We start from the raw sequence: 19,451 nt of genomic DNA, 5'->3' as shown, positions 1-19,451 counted from the left end.
CGCCGCCGGCCGCCGTGGCCGCGCCGCCCGTGCCTGCCGCGCACGCGGAGGTGCTGGAGCTGCTCCGCGCCGCGAGCATCGACCGGATGACCCCGCTGGACGCGCTCAACCTGCTGGCGAAGCTGAAGCAGACCCTGGGGTGAGCTTAACGGCCCCCCTGGGTCTGCCGGTCCGCGCGCTCGAGCGCAGTCACTGCGGATCGGCCCGCTGAAGCTTCGCGTTGGGAATCTGCGGGTCCGGCTTCTTGAAGCGCTCGGGATTCGCCGGGCACATTCCGCAACAGGGATTGTCTTCCTCCGTCACGAAAGCCTTCAACTCCGCTTCCGTGCACCCGGCCTCGAGCCCCGTATACGACAGGTAGGGCTGCCACTTTTCTGAAAGCCCATACTTCTTGTCCTGCATGCCAAGGTAGGCGAGGGGAGCGCACTTCCAGACCGCACCGTTGAACAGCTGGGCGCAATACCGTGCTGGACAGTTCTCCCAGCTCGAACGGGGGTTGCCGTCCTCGAAAGGCTCCATGCTGGAGCCGAATCCCTTGTATCGGCGCGTCCAGAATTGATAGGAATCCCTGTATTCGTACCCGAAGGGGTGGCGCGCGCTCCAATCCTCCAGAAGCCGTCGCACGCCCTCGAACTTCTTGTTGTACGAGTCCGAGTCGTCATGGACGGAGACGCACAGACGCGTCTGGGTTTCCTGAAGGATCCGCGGGAGCTCCGGATGCCGGTGCAGCAGAAACCCGTTCGACGTCAGCCATAGCTTGGAGTGCGGCCAGTAGCGACGGGCCAATAGAAGAATGTCACCGAGCCTGGGATGGAGCGCGGGTTCTCCTCCCAGCAGCCTGAAGTGAACCGGCCGCAGACGCTGGCTCCACGGCTTCATCCACTGCTCCGCATCCTCAAGAGAGAGCAGTCCCCGGTGTCCTTGATTCGAATAGTGAGAGCAGCTCACGCAGGTGAAGTTGCAGCCATGAGCGACATGGAGTTCCAAGCTGCGGATTTCAATCACTTTGGGGTCGCGGTTAGGATAGGGCGTGAGCATCAAGGCATGTGTCCATGGGTTCGTCTGATGCGCGAATGCATTGGGTCCGAGGACTCAATCCGGAGGGGACGTGATCGAGGTCGAGCGGTTGGATGAGATGCCTTCGTATGTGGGGCGCGAGCTGGGCGTGAGTGCGTGGTTGGACGTGGACCAGGATAGAATCGACCTGTTCGCGCGAGCAACCGGCGACGACCAGTGGATTCACGTCGATGCTGAACGTGCCAGGCGTGAGCTGGACGGAGGTCGGACGGTCGCGCACGGGAACTTCAGCCTGGCGCTCATCGCGCCGCTCTCCTGGTCCATCTACTCGCTCAAGGAGCGAGCCCGGAGCGTGAATGCTGGCTACAACAAGGTGAGGTTCATTCATCCGATTCACGTTGGAGATCGGGTGAGGTTGCGTCTGGCCCTGCGGGCGACGGAGTGGGTCGCGGGGGGACTGAGGCTGGTGATGGGGGCAACCATCGAGATAGATGGCTGCGCCAGGCCAGCAGTGGTCGCGGAGGCCATCTCCATCGCCTACCGGTAGGACGGGGCCGGGCCCAGCAGCCGGCCGAAGAGTGTGGATGTTCGCAGGGCCTCGCACAGCGCCAGGAGATCCTCGCGCGAAGACGCGACGGCCTCGGGTCCATAGGTGTGTTCGAGCGCATGGAGTGCCTCCGCAGGGGAGCGTCCCCGCAGCAACTGCTCCAGGACGGCAAGCGTCGTCTCGTCGAAGGTGACTCCGAGGCTCCCTTGGCTGTCCCCCTCGCTCAGCTCCCGCAGCATGTCGCAGATGGCCAGCACCGGCTCGGGACTGCGAGTGCGCTGACGGACGAGCTCGAGCACGGTCTCTCTTCTGTCGACGTTCAGCAGCAAGGCGAGCAGGAACCGGTGGTCCGGATTCAGGACCTTGGAGCGCATCGTCGTGATCGAAGTGTCGCGCCGCAGGCAGAGGAAGACCTCCTCCAGGAAGGAAGCCAGCGGCCGATGCGCGGCGAGCCCGTTGCGTAGAATCTCTTGAAAGCGGGCCCCATCGCGCGTCTTCCAGAACAACTCGAACAGCAGGGTGACGGCGCTCTCCAGATCCAACCGCGCGAGCACTCCCGCGGCGCGGCGGCCGAAGTCCTCGTCGCCCATCGTCTGCAGGAGGATGAGCCCCTGGGTCATCTTGGTGAGCCACTGCAGCCCCCGTGGCGGACTGATGGCGATTCCCGGACGGTGGTAGTTGAACTGGGGCGTCCCCACCTGGGCGGATGGCGTGCGGACGACGATCGTGACCGACGGCACGTCGAGGTGGAAGAGCGAGTGGATCAGCTTGTCCCCGGTGTGGATGGGGTGAACCGCTCCTCGCTCGAGGACCCGCACCGCCCTGGCGTTCAGGGCTCCCTTCCGGATGAAGCTCCCAATGGATTCGTGGGTCTCGAAGTCGAACTCGGTGTGAAGACTGGACCCGGCAAGTACCTGGAAGGCCCCCAAGAACCCATGCTGATGGATGGACGTCGTTCCCGTGGTCCAGAACAACGCATCCACGAAGAAGCGCTCGCCCCGCCACAGGGTGACCGCGGGCTCTCCGAAGCTGTTCGACAGGTCGGCCTGCCTGGGAAGGTAGTTCTCACCGACGTTCTCAAGCCAGTCGAGGATGTCCCTGGGTTTCAGCTGCTCGGGCAGACACGCCCGGGTGAGTCCTTCCGCCGCGACCTCGGGGAAGACCTCCAGCGCGTAGTTCCGCTCCTTCCATTGCTGATGGATGGCGTCGGCAAGCTCACTGATGGGGCGCATGGTGACTAGTGGGCCCTCCCGGCACCCGCGTCGACCCAGCGGAGCCCATCGCTCGACGGAAACAATCCATACAAGGCCTCGGTGAGGGGCTGGTCCGGGCCGCCTTGCTGGAGGGTGCGCGCGACATCCTGGTTGCCTGGAGACGAGTCAACGACCCTCGAAGCGCTGGCGGGTTTGCTGCCCGGGACCCCAAGAGGTTGCTGCAGGATGGCGGGAGGGGGCCGGGGCTCCGAGGTATTCGTGCTGAACCCTCCCACGAGGCGCACGAACGCCTGCTTGGCGGACTCGGCCGTTCCAAGGACATCCCGCGCCTGGCGGAAGTAGGCCTCCTTGTCGTGATGCGTGTCGTAGAAAAACGAGAGGTAGTCGAAGAAGTGGCGGTATTCCTTGCGATACGCGGTCTCGAAGGCCTGGAACGCCCGTTGCTCCAGCCCCGGGTTTTCGAGCGTCGTCAAGATCGTCCGGGACGCCAGGAAGGCGGAGTAGGTCGCGAGATGAACCCCGGAGGAGAAGAGCGGGTCGACGAAGCAGGCTGCGTCGCCAATCAAGACCATGCCGGGCTTCCAGAAGCGCGTGTTCGAGTAAGACCAGTCCCGGCGGACGCGGTACTGTCCATAAGGGCCCGTGGTCACGCGAGGCGTATCACCCAGATAGTGTTTGATGAGGGGACACGACTCGATGAACGAGTTCATGGCCTCTTCGAGCCCCACTCTCAGCAGCGGCGCATCGTTCGTGGAGATGACCGCTCCGATGCTCGTGAGGTTGGGAGCCAGGGGGATGTACCAGAACCAGCCCTTGTCGAAGGACACATTCAAGATGCTGCCGGACTGCGGCGGCGGGAGGCGCTTGCCTCCTTCGTAGTAGCAATGGAGGGCGAGGTTGCGGAATCGATCCGCGAAGACGCGCTCGCCGACCTGACGATGGAACACGCTGGTGTGCCCGCCGGCATCCGCGACGAAGCGCGCGAGCGCGGTCCCGACGGCGCCCTGGTCGTCCTCGTAGCGCACTCCGACCACGCGCCCCCCCTCGTCTTCGATGAGGTCGATGACCTTGTGCCGCTCTCGAACGACGACGCCCTTGGCCCGGGCATTTTGAAGCAGCAGTGTGTCGAACTTGCTGCGCTCGACCTGGTACGCCCATGCGCTGCCATAGAGGGGCGCCTTGGGCAGTTCGCTGAAGTCGAAGCCCCAGCCGGGCACGTCGTCCGAGCCCCAATACCACACGCCGCCATTCTTGGGGGTGAAGCCAGCCCCTTCAAGCGCTTCTCCAAGACCGAGCCGGTGGCAGATGCCAATCGTCGGCGGCAGCAGGGACTCTCCAATCTGATAGCGGGGGAACGTCTCCCGCTCCAGCAGGAGGACCCGGTAGCCCGCCTGGGCGACGAAGGTGGCCAAGGTCGAGCCGCCCGGCCCCCCTCCGATGACGACGATATCGAAGTGTTCTTGCTTCACGTTGGCTTTTCTCTCGGGGATGGGGCTGGCAAGGGTTTGACTTCGAGTGCGTTGCTTGAAGGGGGCACGCCGCGGCTCGTGCCGGCAGGAGCTCAAGGGGCCTGGGGCGAGGGCCCCTGCCGGGACGCGATCAGCTGGCGGATGGTTTCGGCCGTGGTGTTGCGAGCATCATAGGCGCGGACGATGTCCTGGGCCTTCGCGAGCTCGGCGCGGTACTTGGGCTCCCCGAGGACACGGTCCATCAGCCTGGCGATATCCGCTGCCGTCGCGAGATGCACGTCGCCGCGCTCGCCCAGGCCCAGGCGGACGACCCGAGCGCTGAGTCCGGGCTGGTCCGCGCGTCCCGGATACACCAGCATCGGGACGCCCACGGAGATCGCCTCCTTCACGCTGTTGGAGCCGCCGTGGGTGATGAAGAGGTCGGCCTTCTCAAGGACCTCGAGCTGGGGGACCCTTGGAAAGACATGGACGTTTCCCGGGATCGGAGACAATGCCTCTCGCGAGAGCGCCGGACCCAATGAGAGGATGAGGGTATCCTCCGGGCGCCCGGCCATGGCGCGCAGCAGCTCCCGGAAGAAGCGCGTATGGGTCGCGATGGCCTTCGGATGGAGCACCGTGCTGAACGAGCAGTAGATGAGCTTCCCCCGAGGCGCGATCTCCTCCCAGGCGAAGGTGTCATCCCGCCGCTGGATGTGCACGTTGGGGCCCAGGTAGTGGACCTGCTTGGAGAGGGGCTTCTTGCGGGGAAGGTCCAGCTCTCTTGCGTGAAGCACCAGCTCGGGGAGTGAGCGGAACTTCAGATCGAAGAGCACCGGACGGGTCGCCCACTCCGACTCGATGGGAAACGAGCACGGCTTCGCCATCGCCGCGGCCAGCCCCCGGTAGCTCATGCCCGACATGAGCTGCTCGTACATTTCCCAGAGGCGATACTTCGCGGCGCACCAGAGCCACTCGAACTCGACCCTTGCCCGGGACTGGACGGAGTCGTCGGGGATGTGATGAGCGAGGTAGGGAGGAACCAGAGGATCCTTGTCGAGCAGGGGCTTGGTACTGAGCGTCGCGGCGGGAATCCCGTGTTTGTGGAAGAGGATGTAGAAGAGGAGGACGAACGGGGAGAAGATCAACAGGCTTGGCCGGGTGTCCTGGATCAGCTCATCCACCTGTCGCGAGTACTCGGGCAGGTCCTGGAGGAGCTTCTGGACGTCGCGCCGGGCCTGGGTCGACTTCGCGCGGGTCTCGCTCAGATAGCGGAAGAGGCCCTGCGTCGGCCAGGCCGGGCGGTGGCGGAACCCGAACGGGACTGGGATGGATTCCAGATATGGCGCGTAACGAAAGTCGAACCCCTGGCGCACGACGGTCGCCTCGATCTTCGACGAACCAAGATAGATGACTTTGTAGCCGGCGGTGCGAAGCCGATCCGCCACGCCCAGCGAGCCGTTAACATGGCCTGTCGAGCTTGACATGGCGATGAGAATGGATGGCGAATCCTGGAGAGTCATCGTGAGCCTTTGCAACCTGCGATGTGGGGTTTCCTGAATCGCACAAGAAAGGGGCGCATTCCGCCGAGCATCGTCGAATGCGTTCTTTACCTGCGTTCCCGGAATGCGCTCAAGCCATTTGATGGGCAGACTGTGTGTCGCGATCCTGCCACACTCACGGTGCCCCCCCCGCGATGTCACACCAATGCGTCGGCCCAGACGGTCGAATTCCAGCCTCGCTGCGCTTTGCGTCGCGCCCGGCAGGCGCACGGCTCCATGCCTGGCTGCCTCGTGGATTTGACTTGGCAGACAGCGGAATCTAGCTTAGTCGTGGCTTGCTGCGCTTTGGGTCTTTGGAATGATTCTCCGCCTGGATGCATGAAGGTAGATATTGATGATTCGGCTTGAGTCGCTCGTGGCCCCCCTCCCGGTCGAGCGCTTCATGGAGGAGCATTGGTGCCCCGAGGTGCCCTGGTTGGCGAAGGCCGGTGCGCCCTGCCTCGAATTGCTCCTCGCGATGGATGGGCTGCAGGACATCGGGGCTCTCCTGCCGAAGTTGAAACGTCCAGTTGCCCTGTTCGGACCCAACCAGTTTCGTTCGTCCGTTCCGCCGTCGTCAGCGCGAGACTTCCTGGAGTCTGGCTACAACCTCTACATCACGCATGTCGAGCAGGTGCTGCCAGAGGTGAGCAAGCTGTTCCAGGAGTTGGCGCGGGACCTCGGCGTCGCCCCGTGGCAACTCTACCTTGAGGTCTTCGCCGGGATGCCGGGAGGTGTCTCCTCGCGCCATTACGACCATGACATCAACTTTCAAATCCTCCTCAAGGGAGAGAAGTTGTGGCGAATGGAGGAGAACCGGCACATTCGCAACCCGCTGCGGAGCTATCACCCGAAGCGGCACCTGAATGGAGACCTCTCCGGTTTCCAGGAGGAAGTCTTCGCCGAGCAACCCGACCTGCCTCTGGACTTCGAGCCGGGTCGGGTGAAGGAGGTTTGTGCGACCGCCGGCACGGTGATGTTCCTCCCTCGGGGCCATTGGCACGAGGTGACCTCGCTCACGGAGACCTTCAGTCTCAACGTCGTCGTGAAGGGGCAGACGTGGGCCAGTGCCCTGGGGGCGGCGCTCGTGGCGCGGCTGCACCGGGACCCCGCGCTCCGCCGCTATTGTGATAACCTGCCCTATGCGGGCGCCGCGCGCTCACGGACTGACGAGGACTTCGCGAAGATCGTCCGGGCTGCTCACCAAGCGCTGGAGGAGCTGACGCCGCTGGAGGCGATGCTCTCGGGGGATTCGCGGCATTTTCGTTGGAGCGAGCGGTCCAGGCAGAGGGAGGTCACGGTTCACCAGGGACAGACCCAGCTGGTGGTGCCAGGCGTGCTGGAGGAGCCCCTTCCCATGGATGAGGCCCTGGCCCCGGTTCTTCGCGCATGGGTTGCCTTCAAACACCCCTTCACCCGGTCCGCGGCGCTGGCCGTCGCGAGCGGGCTGAAAATGGCGGAGGTCCACAATCTGCTCAATGACCTGATCGATCTCGGCGTGCTAGAGGAAATGGCTGTCCAGGCCGCTTCAGGTGAGTGAATGGGTTCGTCAGGAGGGACGATGCAGTATTCGCGACGGATGGTATGGCTGTGTACGTATGGGTGCCCGTTGCTCTGTCTGCACTGTCATTCAGAGTCCGGGGATCGTCCGTCCAAGGTGCTTCCCCCAGAGAAGATGAACAAGCTGGTGGACGTGCTGGTGTCGATGCAGCTGCGCAGCCTGTCATTCTCCGGAGGAGAACCCCTTTCCGTGCCGGCCCTCTTCGACATCGCTCGGCGGTTGAAGGAAGCCGGGACGAAGGTGAATCTGTTCACCAGCGGCTGGGGAATGACCGAAGAAGCGGCGAGGAAGGCCCAGGGGCTTTTCTCGCGGATCCACGTGAGCCTGGATGGGCCCACGCCGGAGAGCCATGACCGGATCCGCCGGCGGGCGGGCAGCTTCGCTCGCGCCATGTCGGCGCTCGAGCGGTTGGACCGGTTCGCCGACAAGGAGACCTCACTCGGACTCGACTGCACCGTCACGCGTGAGACCTTTGACATGCTGCCCCCATTCCTCACGGAGATCGCTCCCCGGTTCCCCAAGTTGAACTTCGCGCGCTTCGGTGCGGTCTGCGCGACGGGGCGTGCCCTCCAGGAGCCCTTTCTCTCCACGGGCTTCCTGTCGGACGAGCAGATATCGTCCATGGACGACCCCGGGTTCACCGCGAACCTGCAGAAGCTCGCGCCCGCTTCGCTGAAGGTCGAGACGACCGGCAACAAGGACCTCATCTCTGGCTACGGCTGCTGGTACATCCAGCCGGATGGGGGCGTCCAGGCGATGCCGGCTTACGATTTCTCCGTGGGAAACCTCATGGAGGCGCCACCCGAGGTGCTGTGGGAGCGCTGCACGAACATGCGGGAGGACCCTTTCGTGCGCTCGACGTTGGATGCCGTGAAGGGCATTGATGACTGGATCAAGGCGGGGCATAGCCTGATCCATCGCTTCGGTCGGGGGACGCAGCAGGATGCCGGGGTTGGGGCCGCGCGGGGATGAGCGGGTCGCCTGACAATGCAATGAAGCGGCGTCGCTTTGGCTGGACTGGCATCGAGGTGCCCGTCGTCGGACAGGGAACCTGGGAGCTGGAGCTGGTGGAGCGGGACACTGCGCTCGCCGTTCTCCGTCGAGGGATCGAGCTGGGCATGTCCCATATCGACACGGCGGAGCTCTATGGCGATGGACAGGTCGAGGCGCTGGTCGCCGAGGTCATTGGCGGCTCGTCGAGCCTTCGCTCAAGCGTGTACCTGGTCTCCAAGGTGCTTGCGAAGAACGCCACGCGACAGGGAACCCTGGCCGCCTGCGAGGGCTCCCTGCGTCGCCTGAAGACGTCCTACCTGGATCTCTATCTTCTCCACTCGTATGGAGAGCACCCGCTGGAAGAGACCATCAGCGCCCTGGAGGAGCTTGTCCGCGCCGGCAAGATCCGCGCCTGGGGGGTGAGCAACTTCAACGTCAGGAAGCTGGAAGAGGCGTTGCGCATTGCCGGGCCGCGACGAATTGCCTGCAATCAGGTCATGTATCACCCTCACTTTCGCGCCATCGAGCGTTCGTTGATCCCGCTGTGCGCGGCGAACGAAATCGCCGTGGTCGCGCACACCCCGTTCGGGGATGGCCGGTTCCCCGAGCCCACGAGCCCGGCGGGCCTGGTGATCGAGGAGCTGGCTCGCGAGTATGGGGTCAGCGTGAGACAGGTGGTGCTGGTGTGGCTGATGCGCCACTCGAATGTCTTTACCATTCCCAAGACCACACAGCTCGCTCATGTCGAGGACAATGCCAACGCGGGCGGATGGACGCTGACGTCCGAGGACATGGAGCGGTTGACCCGGAGCCTGCCTGAATGGCAACCAGCCACAGGACGACCCGCCTGAGTCTCCGGCATTGTGTGTCGTTGACACTTGACGAGAAAAGCATTGACGGCTGGAGACAGCATTTGTAGGCTGCCCCTTCCCCGTAAAAGGGGAATAAGTCGAACCCAAGCCAAGGCGGAGCACAATCATGAGCGAGAAGATCATCAAGAAGCTTGTCGTCAAGCGGGACGTCATCGAGCAGCTGCCGGCCCCGATTGCGAGCGGCACGGATCGCATCGTGGGTGTCTACCCGAAGATCTCCACCGGTATCAATTTTGATATGGTGAACGACGGGCAGTAGGATCACGCGCGAGTCAATACTCGCGACCTGGAGGCTGGGCCTTGGTCGTCATCGAGTTTCGGGCTTGGGAACGATGGTTGTTGCCGAAGCTGGTTCCCAATGCGCATCTCATCCGCCTGGGAGTCGATGACACCGTTGACTCGCTGTTCAGCCGAATCCTGGCGTTGAGCCCGGCCCCCTCAGACGTGATGTTTCACGTCAATTTGACCGAGCCGGGGCGGATGCCTCGCAACCGCCCCGAGCTCCTGGACCGGCTTGAGGCCGCCGGGTACCGCTGCTGGAACGGGAGGGTGGCAAGCATCGCGAAGAGCGAGGTGCAAAAGCGCAACCTGGAGGCGGGACTCCCCTCGACGATGCTGGGCCCGGGGCAGCCGGAAGACCGGGTGATGGTCAAGAGCAACCTGAACGCGTTTGGACGCGTCGAGCGTGCTCTCTCCGAAGCAGAGCGTCTGGCTTATGGCCTGCCAGACTACCAGTCTCTCCCCGGGTTCGAGGATGGAGACTATCCCGTCATGCTCCGCAAGGACGTTCCGGCGGAGTGGTGGTCCAACAAGGACCTGTTCATCGAGCGATACGTCGACAACAGCTCCGGCGAGTTCTTCCGGGTCCAGTTTATCGGTGAACGTGTCGTCCTCTTCACGGGGCGGTCGTCACAGCCGGTGAGACGGCTGAAAGTGGCCAGTGACAGGCGCAACTACCTGGTCACCACCGAATTCGTCAGTGGCCCCAAGAGCCTGAAGTTGCCGGAGGAACTCCGGGCCGTCTTGCGCACGGCGGTGACCGTCGCGAAGACGTCCGGGCTGGATTACGGATCGATTGACCTCAACGCCGATGATGAAGGGCGGGTCTTCGCCATTGATGTCAACCCGACGCCGCACTGGGGAGGAGACATCGACCCGGTGCTGCTGAATCACATGCAGGCGGGACTGCGGGTGGCCGCGGCTCCCAGCTGATGCGGAATTCGCGTCCCGACAAGGATTGGATGTGATTCCTCTCATAGCGCCCGGCCTCCAGGATGTTCGCGTCTATGATGGCGTGTTGTCGAAGTCGTTGACGGGGCGGCTGCGGGACCACGTGCGGGCGTCGAGCATCCAGAAGAAGCTCATGTGGTGCGACCTGGATGTACCGCCGGTGAGTTTCTTCGAGCAGGTGATCCATGCCCTGCACCCGCTGGCGCGGCCCGGTGGTGAGTGCGTGGGCGCGGAGTATTGGGCACGCATCCAGCCAGCGAACACGGGATTTGCCTTCCACTTTGATCGCGACGAGGCCGTGCGCAGCGAAGTGGTGAGCCCGCTGCTCAGCAGCATCCTGTACCTCAGCGAGGTGGGAGGCCCGACGTTGATTACAGGGGCCCGCCCGAAGAACCGGGAGATGTCGGAGCACGTGGTGGGCGTCTTCCCGAAGCCCGCACGCTTCGCGATCTTCTCCGGAGAGCTGCTGCACGGAGTCCAGCCCGGAGAGCCCAGCCGATGGCCTCGCGTCGCATTCTTCATCAACTGGTGGGCGTCCAGACCCCAGGCGTGCTCGCTGCCGTCCAACGACTTTCACCTGGAGAGTCCCGCCGTCCCGACGCGCCCCAGGGCCCGCCCGGAAAGGATTGCTCGGGAGGACGTGAAGCGCGTTCCCGCCTCGGACGTGCTCGACAGCGAGGACTGGCGCTTCCTGATTGACTCCGCGTTGCGCTGAGCGGCACCTGTTCGCGGTGCGCGCCTGCTCCGCGGCGGCGCGTCAGGCGGCCTCATCCAGCGGGGCATGTATCATTTCCTGGAAGAGTCCCTGGCGGGAGGTGAGCTCCATGGGCGTCCCGACATCGACGATGCTCCCATTGGCCAGGAGCACGACCTTGTCGAAGAAGGGCAGGGCGCTCATCCGGTGGACGGAGGCGATGATACAGGTCTCGGGCAGGTGCTCGTTGAGCCGGGACAGGACGATCCGCTCGGTGGTCGGGTCCAGGGCGCTCGTCGGCTCGTCGAGCAGGAGCAGGGAGCAGGGAGCGCCCGCCCGGCCTTCGGCGGCCAGGATTCCCCGCGCGAGCGCGAGCCGCTGACGCTGACCGCCGGACAGGCTGCCTCCGCGCTCGGACAGCGGGGTCTCAAGCCCTTCGGGCATTGACGCGATCACGGTGTCGAGCGCGGCCAGGTGGATGGCTCGCTCAAGGACAGCGGGGGGGCATGCGACATGACACGTCAGGTTCTCGCGGAAGGTTTCCTCGAAGACCTGCGCCTCCTGGGGGATCAGCGTGGTCACCGACTCGAGGCTTTGCACTCCGATGGGGACCTCTCCGTCGACGACATAGGTACAGGTGCCGGGTTGCGGTTCATGCAGGCCCGCGAGCAGGCGAAGCAGCGTGCTCTTTCCGGAGCCGCTGGGGCCGACGAGCGCGATGCGCTCACCTCTGCGCATCATCAGCGAAAGCTGCTTGATGCGCAGGGTGTCCGTGCCGGCATGGGGGAGTCGCAGGTTGCGCACCTCGATCTGTCGCCAGTCCGGGCGCACCCGCGCAATGGGCTCGGGGCGGCGTTCTGCTCTCCAGATGGGGTCGGCGCTCGCGATGTCCGTCTTGAGCCGCGCGAAGCTCTGGAGCTTGTCCGCCAGGGTGTTGATGACGCCCGACGCCTGCTGGGCATACTGGTGGACCATGAAGGCGCCGCCAAGCATGAGGGCAGGGCCCCCAGGCCGCCCGTTAAGTGCCTGCCACGTACAGAGCGCGACCAGCGACCAGGTCAGACCGACGCTGAGCAGGTCGACCGCGCACCACTTGGCCTCATTGAGAACGATGCTCCTGGACAGGGGCGCGAGCAGCGCATCCATGCGTCTGCCCAATGCCGCGCGCGAGGTGCTGGCGAGCCGCAGGCAGAGGACGGTGGAGATGTTGCCGAGGAAGCCGAGCAGCCCCGCGGCATACTGGCGCTCCGCCATGTTCTCTCGCGCCGCCAGCCGCATGAGCACGCGGTCGAAGCGCATCACGAGAACGCCGAGCACCAGGTAGCCGGCAAGGGCCAGCGCCCCCAGGGTGCTGGAGATCATCGTCAGCGCGAGCAGCGGACCGGCCAGGTTGATTCCATTCTGCAGGTAGACAAACTGGGATTGCGTCAGGTCGAACAGCGCACGCGTGGACTGCTGTACTCGGTGCTGAACTTCCCCGGAGGGGTGTGCTCCATGCCAGCTCAGCGGCAGGCTGCTGAGCTTGCCGTAGAGCGCATCCGCCGCCGATGCCCGGACCTTGAGCGCCACGTTGCGCTCGAGGATCCGGCCCGGACCATGCATCACCCACGCGAGCAGCTCGACCCCCAGGATGGCGGCGACCAACTGGCCAGCCTTCCTGAAGCTGCTGGCGTCCCAGGCCTGAATGGTATTGATGGCCATCCCGGCCAGCAATGGAATGCCGAGCCGGCTCACGGTCGCGCCGGTGAGGAGCAGCAATGCCGCCGCGTACTGGAGGCGTGCGCCCGCGGCGAAGTGCCACAGCATGCGGTACGGGCCCCCAATGCCTCCAGGGTCGATGCCCGGCTCTGGCGCAGCCGGTGTGGATGGCTCGTCGGAGGAGCCCGCTTGAGGGACGGTTGAGATAATCTTCATGAAGGGTCGAAGCTGAGTGGCAAGCGGCGCCGGGTGGGCGCCCGCTACCACCTCAACAGCGCCGTCTCGACGGCAATGCCGGGTCCCATGGCCATCAGGACGCCATAATCTCCGGGCCGCGCGGACCCTTCCTCCAGGAGCCTCGCGAGCGAGAAGAGACATGCCCCGGATGACAGGTTCCCGAAGTTCTCAAGGATGTGCAACGTGTGCCGCACGTCGTGGTCGGAGAGGCCAAGCGCGCGCTTCGCGCTGTCGATGACCTTCTTTCCTCCCGAGTGAATCACCCAGTGGCGGATGTCTTCATGCTTGAGCCCGTTCCGGGCCAGGAGGGTCGTCACCGGCTTGTCGCAGTTCGCTCCAATCAGCTCGGGGATTTCACGCTCAATGACAAACGAGAGCTTGCCCGCCTCATGCTCGAAGCGCATCCCGTGGATGGCGTCGGAGAGGGTGAGAGAAGAGAAGTCGAGCACTTCTGGCATGCCCGCGGTGCCATCAGCCTGATTGGCTCTTACGAGCATGGCCGCGGCACCGTCTCCGAAAAGGGAATTGACGACGGCGTTCCCCATGGTGCCTGTATGGACATACGCGGCCGAGCACATCTCCACGCACAGCATAAGGACATTCTGGCCAGGATGCGCCATGGCATAGGTGCAGGCATTCTGCAGGGCGTTGAGGGCGGCGTTGCACCCCATCCCGACGATGTCCAGGCGCCGGACGTCGCTTCTGAACCCCAGTTTCTCCACGAAGAGCGCGGACAGCCCCGGACACAGGTAGCCGGTGGTCGTGACGCAAATCAGGAAACCCACGTCGCGCGCTGAGATGCCTTCATCGCGCAGCACCTTCCGCACCGCCTCGGCACCAAGCAGCAGACAGCCCGCGCGGTGGCGTGCATTGAGCTGCTCAGGTGTCTCTTCCGAGAACGACCCGTCTTCATGCACTGGCAGCATGAGATTGCGATACCGGATATGGCTATTCTCAAACAGCTTTTCAATCTTCGCATTCCCCCGCGCGAGCTGACGTCCCAGCTCGGCTTGGGAATAGCGCTGCGACGGAACGGTCGTTCGAATCAGGCGCACTCGCGGTGACGGGAGGGCTGAGTGTGTCATGTTGGCATTCTACGGCGGGGCCGGCGGCCCTGTCAGTAACTTTCAACGGTTCTCGGGATGGCCGGAGATCCTGCTTTATGGTTATTCAGGCTGTGAGCAGGGCTTTTTGAGGCCGGGCTTCACGCAGAGTAAAGATTCAGCTCGGCTGAAGAGAGGGCGTCCTGTCGGAATGCCTTGCATCGCCGGCTGCTCCGATGGAGCCCTGGAGGGCGGCGCAGGGAGTGCTTGCCTTCCCCTGGTTCCTGTGGTTTCCATGATTGAAATGAGCCGTCAGCCGCGTCAACTCCATCTGGGGCTCTTCCTCTTCGCGGCTGGCTATCATCCGGCCGGATGGCGACTGCCGGAGGCGCGAAGTGATGGCGCGTTCGATGCGCGCTTCCTCCAGCAAATCGCGCGCAAGCTCGAGCGAGCCAGATTCGACTTCTTCTTCCTGGGGGATCTGCTGTCCTCGGGGACGGAGATGCAGTCGCAATTTCCATCCCAGATGGTGAGGCTGGAGCCGTTCACGATGTTGGCCAACGTGGCTGCGGTGACGGAGAAGATGGGGCTGGTCGTGACCGCCAATACGACCTACTGCGAACCCTATCACATTGCGAGGATGACGGCATCGCTTGACCACCTCAGTGGGGGGCGAGCGGCCTGGAATGTCGTGACCGGGGGGGACGCGCGAGCCGCTCGGAATTTCGGCAGGGACGGACACGGGGAGAATGCGCTTCGTTATGCTCGTGCCGAAGAGTTCGTCCAGGTCGTCATGCGCCTCTGGGACTCCTGGGAGGACGATGCGCTCGTGCGCGACAAGGCGACAGGCCGCTTCGTTGACGATGACAAGGTGCATGCCATCCACCACGAGGGCGACCATTTCGTCGTGGAGGGGCCTCTCAACGTCGCACGCCCTCCCCAGGGACAGGTGCCACTGGTCTCGGCGGGAACCTCCGAGCGGAGCCATGAGTTCTGTGCGAGGTTCTCCAACGTGGTCTTCACCGGGCAGAGCGTGTTCGAAGAGGCCAGGCGGTTCTACGCGGACATCAAGAGCCGGCTGGTGAGGCACGGACGCCAGGCGCATGAGCTGCATGTGATGCCGGGGCTCGTGCCCATTGTCGGAGCGACGGAGGCCGAGGCGAGGAATACGTACCGCCGGCTCTGCGAGCTGCTGCCGTTCGAGTTCGACTCGCGCCGCCTCTCCAGATGGATGGGCGTGGAGCTGGGACCGTGTTCGCCGGATGACCCCGTGGCAGGGCTGCCCGCGCTCACGGGCGCCAGTGCCGTGAGGCCGTACATCGAGCTTGCCCGGCAGGCCTGTGGCCGAGCAGCGCTCACGCTCGGGGATCTCTTCCATTTCTTCGCGGCTGCCGCGAGGGGGCACCTCCTGGTGGTTGGGAGCGCAGGTCAGATTGCCGACCGCATCGAGGAATGGTTCGTGAATGAGGCCGCCGACGGGTTCAACATCTGCCCTCCCTATCTGCCCGGAGGGCTGGACCTGTTCCTCGAGGGGGTAGTGCCCGAGCTGCAGCGGCGCGGTCTCTTTCGCGAGGACTATCAGGGGAGCACGTTCCGGGAGCACTTCGGTCTGGAGCGGCCGACCCGCTCCCTGGCCAGGTAGCAGGGAACAGCCGCAGGTTGTATCCAGGGAGTCCGTCATGCCGTGCGAGCATCGTTCGTTTCCCGCTTGGCTCGTCCTGCCAGTCGCGACGCTTGCGTTCGCATTCGCCTATACGAAGTTTCCCGGCTTTCATGGCAATGCCAACACCTATCTGCTGCATGGGCTGGCGTGTGCCGGGGATGGCGCCTTGCGGAAGGACTGGCTGGCGGGAACCGTCGATCCGTTTCCGCTCTTTGGCGGGCTCACCTGCGTGCTGGGACGTCTCGCCCCGCCTTCCATCTTCCATCTCGCGCATGGGGTGCTGCTCGGGGCCTACCTGATCTGGCTGTGTCGCATCGTCTCCGCCGTCCATGGTTTCGCGGTCCTGAGCGCGAAGGGCGTGACGTTCATGGGGCTGGCCATCCTCCTTCACTCGGCGCTGTTCCGGGCGTTCACGCAATGGGCGACGGGGGAGGATTGGGGCTGGTACCTGCAGGCCGGGCTGGCGAATCAGTATGTGTTGGGCTTCGCCTTCCAGCCCAGCCTCTTCGGCGTGCTTGTCTTTGCCTCGTTGGCGGCCTTCCTTCGGAGACGAGACGTGCTGGCGGTCCTCCTTGCCGTGGCCGCGGCCGCGATGCATTCGAGCTACGGGCTCACGGCCGCCACCCTGGTTGCCGTCTATGGGGGGGTGCACTGGAAGGAGTCGCGGGCGCAGGGGGCGCGGGCGTCCTTCAGGCAGGCTCTGCCGCCCTGGCTCGTGGGATTTCCGCTCCTGGGCACCATCGCGGTGAGCCTGTTCGTTCGCTTCCAGCCCTCCGACCCGGAGACCTTCGCGCGAGCCCAGGAGATTCTCACCGATATCCGAATCGAGCACCACGCGCTTCCCGCGCACTGGGTGCACCCCAGCATGTGGCTCCAGCTGCCCCTCGTCCTGGCCGGTCTTTTCATCGCGCGCAAGAGCCGCATGGGGCTGCCGCTACTGGCATTGGCCACCGTCGCGACCCTGCTCACCCTGGCGCAGGTGGTGACGCACAGCCGCACGTTGGCGCTGGCCTTCCCGTGGAGGGTCTCCGTCTTCCTGGTGCCGCTGTCGGTGGCCCTCATCGTGGGACGGTGTGTCGCGGCGGATTTCATCCGCGGCACCCAGGCGCGACTGCTGGTCGCGGTGAGCGCCTTGGGGGCTTCAGGCGCGGTGCTGTACGGGGCGCGGGCCATGCGGCAGGCCTTCCGGGAGTACGAGCAGGCGCCGGCGCTCGGGATGATGGCGTGGGTGCGCGAGAGAAGCTCCGAGGCCGAGCTGTTCGTCATCCCCACCAGCATGCAGCGGTTCCGACTGGAGACGGGGGCACGTACCTTCGTGGACTGGAAGTCGCATCCCTATCGCGACGCCGAGGTGGTGGAATGGTATGCGCGGATCCAAGCCGCCCGCGCCCTGGAGGGGGCGCAGGGAGAGTCCATCTGTCGGCAAGCGGCAGGGCTCGTGGAGCGCTATGCGGTCACCCACTTTGTCTTCTCCACCGACACGCGGGTGTCCTGCCTGAATCTTCGGGAAGAGTATCGGGATGGCCGCTACGCGGTGTTTGCCTTTGCCTCGGAATAGTCAGTGGCGCATATGCTCTTCTCACGACGACAGATCATCAAGGCCCTCGCCGCCACCCTGGGTTGTTCCACGATTCGGGTTGCCTCCGCGGCTTCCGGAGCAGCTCCTGCCATTCCCATCGACGTCCTGGTCGTGGGCTGCGGCGTCCTGGGGATGTGCGCCGTGCGAGAGCTCGCCTCCGCCGGCTATCAGGTCCTCGGCGTGGAGCGAGGCACCATCGGGGGAGGGCAGACCTGTCACTCCCATGTGTATATCCATCGAGGCCACATCTACGAGACAGCGCCCCTCATCGAGAGGCTCTCGGACTCGGACGCGCTCTGGCGTCCACTCATCGAGTCCGGGCGCATCGAGATCGAGTCCCGGCGCTCATTCTTTGGCTTCGCGGACGCGCCAGCGATGCAGCGCCGGCTGGAGATATGGCGCAAGATGAAGCTTCCCTTCTCCGAGGCAACCGTGCCGGCCACGTTGGCCCATGGTGTCGTGAAAGTCGGAGTCTGGACTCCCGAGGCGACCCTGAATGGTGGCTCGCTGATGCGGTATCTCTCCCGGGGGCTGGAGGCCAGGCTGACGAAAGTCTCTGGCATCGATGACATCGAGCTGGTCGACGGGGGAAGCGCCGGCTGGCGGATCTCCAGCCTTTCCATCCTCACGGAGCGAGGAAAGGTCCATGTCTCTCCGAAGATGATCCTGTTCGCGGGAGGGGCCGGAAACATCCATCTTGCCCGGACGGTCGCCGAGGCCCAGCGCGACGCGGATCCACGTCTGGGAAGCTGTCAGACCCTCCGGATGAGCCACATGCTGATCATCTCCGGCTCCGCGGCGAGCCTCCCCAGGGTGTCGGGGGTGTTTCCCGACATTGGAGGATTGTTCATCGGAGTGAGGGATGAGGGGGCGCAACGGGTATGGCTCGTGTCCGACGACCGAAGCCCCAGGCTTCGCGATGAGTTCGATTCGGGGCGCCTCGATGCACGCTGGTGGCTCCCCCGGGTCATCGACTCGCTGAAGAAACTCTCACCCCAGTGGTTCCGGAGCCCCAACGGCCTGCGATGGGGAACCTATGAGGCCACCAAGGCCGAGCCCTCGGCCAAACATTGGGCGGACAGACGAGACCGGATCGAGGACTTCGGCCTCCAGAATGCCGTCTTTGCCTGGCCCACCAAGCTGACGCTGGCGCCCAAGGTCGCAAGAGAACTCAAGGAAAGAGTGAGCAGCCGGTTCCCGTCGAGCGACCGCCCCATTCCACCCGAGTTCGCCGCCATCCGGGTACAGCCCCGCGTGGCGGAGGAACTCTGGCGGCAGACGCAGCTGGTGTCCTGGAGCAAGTTCCGGAAGCGCTATGGGCTCGGTGCATGAAGGATGCAGTCCCCCCTTCCCTCCGCTGGAAAAATGGCCAGCTTGGCCATGGCCCCCTGTCACGCGCGCGAGGCCGCGGGGGCCAGCCCGGCGAGCCCCGGGGGCATCCACATCAGCGGGCGGCGGCCCGGCCCCTGGAGGGAAATGCATGTTCTTCGACAGCGGATATGACCTGGTCCGCGTGCTGTGCGTGGGCACGGCGGCCTACGTGGCGCTGGTGCTGATGCTGCGCCTCTCCGGGCCGCGCACCCTCTCCAAGCTCAACGCCTTCGATCTGGTGGTGACGGTGGCGCTGGGCTCGACCCTGGCCACGGTGCTGCTGTCCCGGGACGTGTCCCTGGCCGAGGGCCTGGTGGCGTTCGCGGTGCTCATCGGCCTCCAGTTCCTCGTCACCTGGACGTCGGTGCGCTGGCCCGGCTTCAACACGCTGATGAAGTCCGAGCCCGTGTTGCTCGTCCACCGGGGCCGCTTGCTGCCCCAGGCCCTGCGGCGGGCCCGGCTCGTGGAGGGCGAGGTGCGCGCGGTCCTGCGGCAACATGACGTGGACCGGCTGGAGGAGGTGGAGGCCGTCGTGCTGGAGACGGATGGCTCCCTGTCCGTGCTGCGCGGGTCCGGCACGCCCGGCCATCCCCGGACGCTGTCCGGCGTCTGGGCCCCGCCGTCCGAGCAGCCCCCCGCCCATTGAGCCCGGGCGCCTGCGCGCTTCAGTGGTGGGCGGGCGGGGAGGCGTCCCTGCCGTCTTCGGTGGGGCCGGCGGACTCGTCCGGCCGCGGCCTGGCCGCCGG

General features: G+C 64.9%; 17 protein-coding genes. 11 read left to right on the top strand and 6 right to left on the bottom strand.

Annotation, left to right across the window (positions count from 1 at the left end; all coding sequences use genetic code 11):
• Positions 1 to 189 precede the first annotated feature (189 nt).
• Complete coding sequence (locus tag ACLEQD_RS14350; RefSeq protein ID WP_410384448.1) at positions 190 to 1,038, bottom strand: radical SAM protein; 849 nt, start codon at positions 1,036 to 1,038, stop codon at positions 190 to 192.
• 70 nt (positions 1,039 to 1,108) lie between these two features.
• On the opposite strand from ACLEQD_RS14350, the gene ACLEQD_RS14345 reads away from it, so the two are divergent.
• Complete coding sequence (locus ACLEQD_RS14345; RefSeq protein ID WP_410384446.1) at positions 1,109 to 1,564, top strand: MaoC family dehydratase; 456 nt, start codon at positions 1,109 to 1,111, stop codon at positions 1,562 to 1,564.
• Here the strand turns inward: ACLEQD_RS14345 and ACLEQD_RS14340 are convergent.
• From ACLEQD_RS14340 to ACLEQD_RS14330, 3 genes are all read right to left on the bottom strand, one after another.
• Positions 1,555 to 2,796: a hypothetical protein gene (locus ACLEQD_RS14340; protein ID WP_410384444.1), complete on the bottom strand. Its 1,242-nt coding sequence runs from the start codon at positions 2,794 to 2,796 to the stop codon at positions 1,555 to 1,557. The two genes, ACLEQD_RS14345 and ACLEQD_RS14340, sit on opposite strands and share 10 nt — an antisense overlap.
• Before the next feature lie 5 nt (positions 2,797 to 2,801).
• Positions 2,802 to 4,247, bottom strand: a complete 1,446-nt coding sequence (locus ACLEQD_RS14335; RefSeq protein ID WP_410384442.1) for an NAD(P)/FAD-dependent oxidoreductase — start codon at positions 4,245 to 4,247, stop codon at positions 2,802 to 2,804.
• A 92-nt stretch (positions 4,248 to 4,339) separates the two neighbouring features.
• Positions 4,340 to 5,995, bottom strand: coding sequence for a nucleotide disphospho-sugar-binding domain-containing protein (locus ACLEQD_RS14330; protein ID WP_410384441.1), 1,656 nt, complete (start codon positions 5,993 to 5,995; stop codon positions 4,340 to 4,342).
• A 124-nt stretch (positions 5,996 to 6,119) separates the two neighbouring features.
• Between ACLEQD_RS14330 and ACLEQD_RS14325 the strand changes: the two genes are divergently transcribed.
• From ACLEQD_RS14325 to ACLEQD_RS14300, 6 genes are all read left to right on the top strand, one after another.
• On the top strand, positions 6,120 to 7,304 hold the full coding sequence (locus ACLEQD_RS14325; RefSeq protein WP_410384439.1) for a JmjC domain-containing protein: 1,185 nt from the start codon (positions 6,120 to 6,122) through the stop codon (positions 7,302 to 7,304).
• Positions 7,305 to 8,297, top strand: coding sequence for a radical SAM protein (locus ACLEQD_RS14320; RefSeq protein WP_410384437.1), 993 nt, complete (start codon positions 7,305 to 7,307; stop codon positions 8,295 to 8,297).
• Positions 8,298 to 8,317: 20 nt separating this feature from the next.
• On the top strand, positions 8,318 to 9,169 hold the full coding sequence (locus tag ACLEQD_RS14315; protein WP_410384435.1) for an aldo/keto reductase: 852 nt from the start codon (positions 8,318 to 8,320) through the stop codon (positions 9,167 to 9,169).
• A 127-nt stretch (positions 9,170 to 9,296) separates the two neighbouring features.
• Positions 9,297 to 9,449: a hypothetical protein gene (locus tag ACLEQD_RS14310; protein WP_410384433.1), complete on the top strand. Its 153-nt coding sequence runs from the start codon at positions 9,297 to 9,299 to the stop codon at positions 9,447 to 9,449.
• A gap of 41 nt (positions 9,450 to 9,490) precedes the next feature.
• Positions 9,491 to 10,402: a hypothetical protein gene (locus ACLEQD_RS14305; RefSeq protein ID WP_410384431.1), complete on the top strand. Its 912-nt coding sequence runs from the start codon at positions 9,491 to 9,493 to the stop codon at positions 10,400 to 10,402.
• Between the two features lie 85 nt (positions 10,403 to 10,487).
• A complete protein-coding gene (locus tag ACLEQD_RS14300) occupies positions 10,488 to 11,135 on the top strand; it encodes a hypothetical protein (protein WP_410384429.1) in 648 nt (215 codons plus the stop codon).
• A gap of 42 nt (positions 11,136 to 11,177) precedes the next feature.
• Here the strand turns inward: ACLEQD_RS14300 and ACLEQD_RS14295 are convergent, their stop codons facing one another.
• Both ACLEQD_RS14295 and ACLEQD_RS14290 read right to left on the bottom strand, forming a co-directional pair.
• Positions 11,178 to 12,920, bottom strand: a complete 1,743-nt coding sequence (locus tag ACLEQD_RS14295; RefSeq protein ID WP_410384427.1) for an ATP-binding cassette domain-containing protein — start codon at positions 12,918 to 12,920, stop codon at positions 11,178 to 11,180.
• Between the two features lie 152 nt (positions 12,921 to 13,072).
• Entirely contained in the window at positions 13,073 to 14,104 is a 1,032-nt protein-coding gene (locus ACLEQD_RS14290) for a type III polyketide synthase (RefSeq protein WP_410384425.1), read from the bottom strand.
• A gap of 28 nt (positions 14,105 to 14,132) precedes the next feature.
• On the opposite strand from ACLEQD_RS14290, the gene ACLEQD_RS14285 reads away from it, so the two are divergent.
• The 4 genes from ACLEQD_RS14285 (at position 14,133) to ACLEQD_RS14270 (ending at position 19,351) form a co-directional block, all read left to right on the top strand.
• Complete coding sequence (locus ACLEQD_RS14285) at positions 14,133 to 15,734, top strand: LLM class flavin-dependent oxidoreductase (RefSeq protein WP_410384423.1); 1,602 nt, start codon at positions 14,133 to 14,135, stop codon at positions 15,732 to 15,734.
• A 37-nt stretch (positions 15,735 to 15,771) separates the two neighbouring features.
• Entirely contained in the window at positions 15,772 to 17,313 is a 1,542-nt protein-coding gene (locus ACLEQD_RS14280; protein WP_410384421.1) for a DUF6798 domain-containing protein, read from the top strand.
• 12 nt (positions 17,314 to 17,325) lie between these two features.
• The gene (locus tag ACLEQD_RS14275; RefSeq protein WP_410384419.1) at positions 17,326 to 18,666 is read left to right on the top strand and encodes an FAD-dependent oxidoreductase; all 1,341 of its coding nucleotides are present in this window, start codon (positions 17,326 to 17,328) and stop codon (positions 18,664 to 18,666) included.
• Positions 18,667 to 18,814: 148 nt separating this feature from the next.
• Entirely contained in the window at positions 18,815 to 19,351 is a 537-nt protein-coding gene (locus ACLEQD_RS14270; protein WP_410384417.1) for a DUF421 domain-containing protein, read from the top strand.
• Positions 19,352 to 19,451: the final 100 nt, after the last annotated feature.

Origin of the sequence: Corallococcus sp. 4LFB, from assembly GCF_046520365.1 — a bacterium.
GTDB classification, from domain to species: Bacteria; Myxococcota; Myxococcia; order Myxococcales; family Myxococcaceae; genus Corallococcus; species Corallococcus caeni.
Note: the sequence above shows the minus strand (reverse complement) of the source record. Positions and strands in the feature narration are given on the sequence as shown.